Here is a 4,425-nt window from a genome sequence, read left to right on the forward strand (position 1 = left end):
GGTGCTGGCCAGCAGGCGCTCGGCGGCGGGGTTGACCAGGGTGATGCGCGCCTGGTCGTCGACCGCCAGAACGCCTTCGCGCACCGAGGCCAGCATCGCCTGACGCTCCTCCACCAGCCAGGTGATCTCATAGGGTTCCAGCCCCAGCAGCACGCGCTTGATATAGCGTGCCAGCAGGTGCGCACCGAGGGCGGTGACCAGCATCAACGCCAGTACACCGAGCACCACGCCGCGCTGATGAGCCTTGAGCAGCTCGCCGAGCGAAGCCAGGGTGACCCCCACCGAGACGGCACCGAGCACCGCTCCCTCGTCGTTCAGCACCGGAGCGAAACCGCGAATACTGCGCCCCAGACTGCCATCGGCACGCGAGGCATAGGTCTCGCCGGTCAGCGCCGGGCCTTCGTCGTCACCGCGAAAGGCCTGGCCGATGCGGGCAGGCTCCGGGTGCGTCAGGCGCTGGGCACGCGGGTTCATCACCACGATGAAGTCCACGCCCAGGCGCTGGCGCAGGCCATCGATGTCCCGTTGCAGCGGATTACCGGGACTGAAGTCGACATCCGGGCTGGCCAGCGCTCGCTGCACATCGGTGCGTGCGGCCACGCTCTGCGCCAGGTTGGTCACCCGCGAAGCCTGCCCCTCTTCGAGGGTGTCCTGCAGCTGCACGTTGAACAGCCAGAGGGCGAGCGCCAGCGCCAGCACCACCATGACGGCGACCAGCAGCGAGATCAGCGTATTCAGGCGCAAGCGCACAGCCATCACTCCAGTGCATGAGCGGACGCTCGACGCGCCGCGCTAGAGGGCCGGATCGAGCCAGCCCGGGGCTCCAGGGTCAAGCTCGGCTCCACTTTTTTTAGTTTCGTAATGGTTTTTTAACTTCGCCAAACATTGGCCGCGAAGCATCTCTGCTTAAGGTAGCCCCGGCGTGGTTGTCCGACTGCGCATTCGCAAACATCACCCGTACGTGCGCCGCCTGGCCGCCACGTTCGAAGGAGTACAACAATGAATCGGACCACGCTGAGCGCTGCCGTGCCTGAAGGCAGCCCGAACATTCCCCTGCTGTCCCAACGCATCTTCAACCTGCCGTTGCCTCTGTTCGCCATCGCCTTGCTCGTCATGGCCGCCGCCATCACTACCGACACGCTGCCCAGCGGCATGATCGGCGCGCTGCTGGTGATGATGCTGCTCGGCGAGCTGCTTGGCTTCGCCGGTGACCGCCTACCGATCATCAAGACCTACCTCGGCGGCGGCGCGATCCTCGCGCTGTTCGGCGCCGCGGCGATGGTCTATTTCGGCTGGCTGCCGACAGCCGTGGCCGATGACGTCGCCAGCTTCATGAAGGGCGGCGGCTTTCTCGACTTCTATATCGCCGCGCTGATCACCGGCAGCATCCTCGGCATGGACGCCAAGGTGCTGGTCAAGGTCGGCTCGCGCTACGCGTTGCCGCTGCTCTGCTCGGTGCTGTTCGCCGCGCTGTTCGCCATGGCCGTGGGCGCGCTGCTGGGCTTCTCGCCGCAGGATGCGGTGGTGGTCATCGCCATGCCAATCATGGGCGGCGGCATGGGCGCCGGCGCGGTACCGATGAGCCAGATCTACGAGCAGCTGCTCGGCCAGCCGGCCAGCTACTACATCTCGATCCTGGTGCCGGCCCTGGCGCTGGGCAACGTCTTCGCGATCATCATCGCCGGGCTGCTCAATGGCCTCGGCAACCGCTATCCATCGCTGACCGGCAACGGCCAGATGATGCCCGGCGTGGACGTCAACGAGAAGGAAGGGCCTATTACCCTGCCGGCGCTGGGCGTCGGTCTGGTCGCGGCGCTGAGCTTCTTCGTCGCCGGGCAGATTCTCGGCGAGTTCGTGCCGCTGCATCCCTACGCTCTGATGATCGTGCTGGTGGCGCTGCTCAAGGTGAGCAACCTGGTGCCCGAATCGATCAACGACGCCGCCTCCCAATGGTTCCGCTTCGTCGCGCGCAACTGGACCTTCGCCCTGCTGTTCGGCATCGGCGTGGCCTTCACCGACCTCGGCCAGGTGATCGACGCCATCTCGCTGACCTATGTGCTGATCGTTTTCGCCGTGGTCGCCGGTGCCGCCTTCGGCGCGGGCCTGGTAGGCAAACTGGTGGGCTTCTACCCGATAGAATCGGCGATCACCGCCGGGCTGTGCATGGCCAACATGGGCGGCACTGGCGATGTCGCGGTATTGTCCGCCGCGCGCCGCATGTCGCTGATGCCCTTCGCACAGATCTCCTCGCGCCTGGGCGGCGCGCTGATCCTGCTGATCTCCAGCGTGGTGGTACCGCTGTTCTTTACCTGAGCGACGGTGACCCTGGAATGAAAAAGCCCCGGCCTTGCGGTCGGGGCTTTTTTGTTCGGCGAACGGGCTGCGTCAACCGCGGAAGTAGTTGACCCGCCGATTCAGCTCCTCGGCCAGCATGGTCAGGTCCTGGCTGGAGGACGCCACCTGATTCGATGCAGCGGAACTGGCGACAGTCGAGTCGTGGATGCGCGTGACGCTCTGGTTGACCTCTTCCGCCACCGCGCTCTGCTCCTCGGAAGCCGTCGCGATCTGCGCGTTCATCTCGTTGATCGAGCCCACTTCCTGACGAATCTTGGTCAGCGCATTTTCCGCCTGCAGCGTCTGTTCGACGGTCTGCTGCGCCAGCAGCTTGCTCGACTGCATTACCTCCACCGCCCTGCCAGCGCCAGCCTGCAGCGAGGCGATCATCTCGCTGATCTCGCTGGACGACAGCTGCGTGCGGTTGGCCAGCGAGCGCACCTCGTCGGCCACCACCGCGAAACCACGGCCATGCTCGCCGGCACGGGCCGCCTCGATTGCGGCGTTGAGCGCGAGCAGGTTGGTCTGCTCGGCGATGGCGGTGATGACCTGCAGGATCTTCTCGATGTCGCCGCTTTGCGCCGAGACCTGATTGACGGTTTCGGTCGCGCTCTCCAGCACCTTGGCCAGGTTATGGATGGAGATGGCCGTCTCGCCGACGATCCGCGTACCGGTCTCGACCTGCTCGTCGGCGCTCTTCGCCGCAGCCGCGGCACGAGCGGCGAAGCTCGCGACCTCGTTCACCGTCGTGGCCATCTGGTTGATCGCCGTGGCGACCTGCTCAGCCTCGGCCGACTGGTGCTGGATCTGCTGATTGCTGTTTGCCGATGAGGTACGCAATTCACCCGAGGCGACGCCGACGCCATCGGCGGCCGCGCGCACCTCGGCGATGATCGAGGTCAGCCGGCTGGCCATCTTCGCCGTCGCACCCATGACGCTGTCTGGGTATGGCGTGACGATCAGCTGACCCAGATCGCCATTGGCCAGGTTGCCGATCACGCGCGCCACCTCGTCGGGCTCGGCACCGAGGGTCGAACGCAGCTTGCGAATGATCACCACGGCGATGGCCACACCCAGCAGGACCGCCACACCGGTCACCGCGACGATAAGCGCAAGGAAGCCGCTGGCGGTCTCGCGGACCACGGTCACGTCCTGATTGATGCTCGCTTCCTGGTGATCGATGAACGCATTGATCAGCCGCAGCCACTCGCTATAGGCCCCGGCGACGTTTTCCAGGAGGAATTCGTAGGCGCGCTCCGAGCCCTCGCTGAAGCGCAGTTCGACCACCTGCTGGGTCAGCGCGTTGGTCTTCGCCTCGATGGTCTCGATCTGCAGCATCAGCTGCTTTTCCACGGCATCGGCGGAGGGCTGCGCAAGCATCGCCTTCATCGGCTGCGCCGAATCGGTGTACAGCTGCGCTAGCCGCTCGATCTCCGCCACCTGCTCACGGGCGAACGCCGGATCGGCCGCACTGACGGCGTCCCGCACGGCAATCGCACGATCGTGCACGCTGCCGCGGAAGTTGATCGCATAGCGTTGCTTCAGGCCGGCCTGCGAGCTGATCTGGCTCATGCTGCGGTCGATGACGTCGACTTTGAGCGCACTGACCACGGCGACCGCCACCATCAGCGCCAGGATCACCAGAAACCCCAGGCCCAGGCGCATGGATACCGACATCTGCTTGTTCATCGAACACTCCTCTAGCCAGACTGCGAGGCAGCCATTCAGTCAGTCGTTGATGCTCCGAGCGATACTCAGAGCGGGGCAAAACTTTTACAACACAATGTCACCGTGACATTACTTGTACAAGTTTTATCGACGAACTGCCGGCCGAAAGCGGCGGAATAAGAGCGATCCAGTGTTCGCAGTGAAATATCGCAGGCTCAAATACGCTGCTTGCAGAGGTCTTGTACAATTTTTCTGAAATCGCCCACCGGCCAGTGTGACAACTGTCCCGATCACCACACCGGAGCACCGGGCCCGGCAATCGCCAGACAGCAAAAAGGCGCCCGAAGGCGCCTTTCTGTTGTCTCGCAACGGATGTCAGACCTTGCTGCGCTCGAAGCGCTTGCGGTCGTTCTCGTTGAGGTA

General features: G+C 64.5%; 3 protein-coding genes. 1 reads left to right on the forward strand and 2 read right to left on the reverse strand.

The window, feature by feature from the left end; genetic code table 11:
• On the reverse strand, positions 1 to 750 hold a 750-nt coding region (locus tag LO50_RS22085), incomplete at its 3' end, for a PAS domain-containing protein (protein WP_044316378.1).
• Between the two features lie 249 nt (positions 751 to 999).
• Between LO50_RS22085 and LO50_RS22090 the strand changes: the two genes are divergently transcribed.
• A complete protein-coding gene (locus tag LO50_RS22090) occupies positions 1,000 to 2,313 on the forward strand; it encodes a 2-hydroxycarboxylate transporter family protein (RefSeq protein ID WP_044316376.1) in 1,314 nt (437 codons plus the stop codon).
• A 72-nt stretch (positions 2,314 to 2,385) separates the two neighbouring features.
• Here LO50_RS22090 and LO50_RS22095 read toward each other — a convergent pair whose 3' ends face one another.
• Positions 2,386 to 4,023 (reverse strand): methyl-accepting chemotaxis protein, encoded by a 1,638-nt coding sequence (locus LO50_RS22095; RefSeq protein WP_044316377.1) that lies wholly within the window; start codon positions 4,021 to 4,023, stop codon positions 2,386 to 2,388.
• Positions 4,024 to 4,425: the final 402 nt, after the last annotated feature.

Origin of the sequence: Stutzerimonas stutzeri, assembly GCF_000935215.1 — a bacterium.
Classification (GTDB): domain Bacteria; phylum Pseudomonadota; class Gammaproteobacteria; order Pseudomonadales; family Pseudomonadaceae; genus Stutzerimonas.